Source organism: Pseudomonas sp. Sample_24 (genome assembly GCF_004307605.1).
Classification (GTDB): domain Bacteria; phylum Pseudomonadota; class Gammaproteobacteria; order Pseudomonadales; family Pseudomonadaceae; genus Aquipseudomonas.
In genome coordinates this window covers 1-2,991 of sequence record NZ_RCNW01000399.1, presented here as the reverse complement: position 1 = coordinate 2,991, position 2,991 = coordinate 1, and the positions used below count along the sequence as shown (strand labels likewise).

General features: G+C 60.3%; 3 protein-coding genes. All 3 read right to left on the bottom strand.

Going from position 1 to position 2,991, the window contains the following annotated elements; genetic code table 11:
• On the bottom strand, nt 1-1,511 hold a 1,511-nt coding region (gene dnaE / locus D8V06_RS23075; RefSeq protein ID WP_130931886.1), incomplete at its 3' end, for a DNA polymerase III subunit alpha.
• A 77-nt stretch (nt 1,512-1,588) separates the two neighbouring features.
• Complete coding sequence (gene rnhB / locus D8V06_RS23070; protein ID WP_056856239.1) at nt 1,589-2,215, bottom strand: ribonuclease HII; 627 nt, start codon at nt 2,213-2,215, stop codon at nt 1,589-1,591.
• Nucleotides 2,216-2,226: 11 nt separating this feature from the next.
• Nucleotides 2,227-2,991, bottom strand: a 765-nt coding sequence (gene lpxB / locus D8V06_RS23065; protein ID WP_130931884.1) for a lipid-A-disaccharide synthase, incomplete at its 5' end; no start/stop codon positions are given.

The following is a 2,991-nucleotide window of genomic DNA, read 5'->3' as shown; positions in this document are numbered from 1 at the left end:
TCGAGCTTGCGCGCCATTTCCCAGATTTCCGCCGCCTCTTCATCGACCTTGATGAAGTCACGCAGGATTTCTTCCTGTTCGTAGGCTTTTTCCAGGGTCATGCCGACTTCGAACGGAATCATCTTCGACAGACGATCCGCCAGACCATAGGACTTGCCCTGCACCCGCGCCACATCGCGGACCACAGCTTTTGCCGCCATGGAACCGAAGGTGATGATCTGGCTTACCGCGTTGCGGCCGTACTTCTCGGCCACGTAGTCGATGACCCGGTCGCGACCGTCCATGCAGAAGTCGACGTCGAAGTCGGGCATGGAAACCCGTTCCGGGTTAAGGAAACGTTCGAACAGCAGGTCATATTCCAGTGGGTCGAGGTCGGTGATCTTCTGCACGTAGGCCACCAGCGACCCGGCACCCGACCCCCGGCCAGGCCCTACCGGCACGCCGTTGTTCTTGGCCCACTGGATAAAGTCCATCACGATCAGGAAGTAACCGGGGAACCCCATCTGGATGATGATATCCAGCTCGAAATTCAGCCGATCGACATAGACCTGGCGCTTGGCTTCGTAGTCTTCGGTGGTGTCCTTGGGCAGCAGGACGGCGAGCCGTTCCTCCAGACCATCGAAGGACACCTTGCGGAAATATTCATCGATGGTCATGCCATCGGGGATCGGGAAGTTGGGCAGGAAGTGCGTGCCCAGCTTCACTTCGATATTGCAGCGCTTGGCGATCTCGACAGTGTTTTCCAGCGCTTCGGGAAGGTCGCTGAACAGCTCGGCCATTTCCTCGGCGCTTTTGAGGTATTGCTGATCGCTGTAGTTCTTCGAGCGCCGCGGATCGTCCAGGGCGCGGCCCTCACCGATACAGACGCGGGTTTCGTGGGCAGCGAAGTCTTCCTGCTTGATAAAGCGCACATCGTTGGTCGCCACCAGTGGCGCACCGATCTTCTCGGCCAGGGCGACGGCGCCGTGCAGTTGCTCTTCGTCATTCGGCCGATTGGTGCGCTGGATTTCCAGATAGAAGCGATCCGGGAATACCGCCATCCACTCCCGCGCCAGGGCTTCAGCTTCGTCGGGGTTGCCACTGAGCATGGCCTGGCCGATTTCGCCTTCCTTGGCCGCCGACAGCATGATCAGGCCTTCGCTGGCCTCGGCTACCCACTCGCGCTCGACAATGACCGAGCCATTGCGCTGTCCCTCGATAAAGCCACGGGAGATCAACTCGGTCAGGTTGCGATAGCCCACGGCGTTCATCACCAGCAGGCTGATCCGGCTCAGAGCGTTGTCCGGATCCTTGTTCGACAGCCACAGGTCGGCGCCGCAGATCGGCTTGATCCCGGCACCCATGGCGTTTTTATAGAATTTGACCAGGGAACACATGTTGTTCTGGTCGGTGACCGCAACGGCGGGCATGTTCATGCCGACCAGGGTCTTGACCAGCGGTTTGATCCGCACCAGACCGTCGACCAGGGAGTATTCAGTGTGCAGGCGTAGGTGAACGAATGAAGCCGGCATAGTGATCCTGTCTGTGAACATGAAAACAACAAGGCCCGGATTGTACCGGGCCTTGGTAAAAAAAATCAGCCTTGCGACTAGCTCTCTATGACGATTTCCAACGCCTCATACGCCATACGCACCGGAGCGAACGAACGCCGGTGAATAGGCGTAGGCCCCAAGCGTGCCAGCGCTTCCAGATGAACGGGTGTCGGGTAGCCTTTGTGGCCGCCGATGCCATAACCCGGATAGATCAACTCGAATGCACTCATTTCCCGGTCACGGCTGACCTTGGCCAGAATCGACGCTGCCGCGATGGCCGGCACCTTGCCGTCACCCTGTACCACCGCTTCGGCGCGCATCGGCAGTTTCGGGCAGCGGTTGCCATCGATCATCGCCAGTTTCGGCTGGATATGCAGCCCGGCGACGGCACGCTGCATGGCCAGCATGGTGGCGTGCAGAATATTCAGCTCATCGATTTCTTCGACTTCAGCGCGAGCGATGCACCAGCTCAAGGCTTTTTCGCAGATCTCATCGTAAAGCTTCTCGCGCCGGGCTTCGGTGAGTTTCTTCGAGTCGTTCAGGCCGAGGATCGGCCGATTCGGATCGAGAATCACGGCAGCCGTGACCACCGCACCACAGAGCGGACCTCGGCCGACTTCGTCGACACCGGCTACCAGTTCTTCAGCTTCCGCGACCAAGGAGAAATCCAGCCCCATCTGCATGCTTTTCTTACTCATTGTACTTCGCCGATCAGGTTGAGCACGGCATCCGCCGCCTGGTTGGAGGCGTCCAGACGAAGGGTCCGGTGAATCTCATCGAAACCACGGGTCTGCTCTTCGCCACCCTCGATCAGCGGCGACAAGGTCTGGGCCAGGGCTTCGACGGTCGCGTCGTCCTGCAGCAGCTCGGGCACCAGCAAACGCTGGGCCAGCAGGTTCGGCAGGGAAACGTAGGGGCTTTTCACCATGCGCTTGAGAATCCAGAACGTCAGCGGTGCCAGGCGGTAAGCCACCACCATCGGCCTCTTGTACAGCAAGGCTTCAAGGGTCGCGGTTCCGGAAGCGATCAATACCGCATCGCAGGCGGCCAGGGCCAGATGCGACTTGCCGTCGAGCAAGGTCAGTGGCAGATCGCGGCCAGCCAACAGCTCTTCAAGCTGCGCCCGGCGTTGGGGGTTGGCGCAAGGTACGACGAATCGCACGCCCGGACGCAGCGCCCTCAGGCGTTGTGCCGTGTCCAGAAACAACGCACCAAGACGCCCCACTTCGCCGCCACGACTGCCGGGCATCAGGGCAACCAACGGCCCGTCAGGCAAGCCAAGCTCGGCCCGCGCAGCAGCGCGGTCGGCTTCAAGCGGAATGGCATCGGCCAAGGTGTGCCCGACGAACCGCACCGGCACGCCCTTCTCTTCGTAGAATTTGGCCTCAAACGGAAACAGCGTGAGCATCAGATCGCAGCCTTCGCGAATCTTCAGCACCCGCTTCTGTCGCCAGGCCCA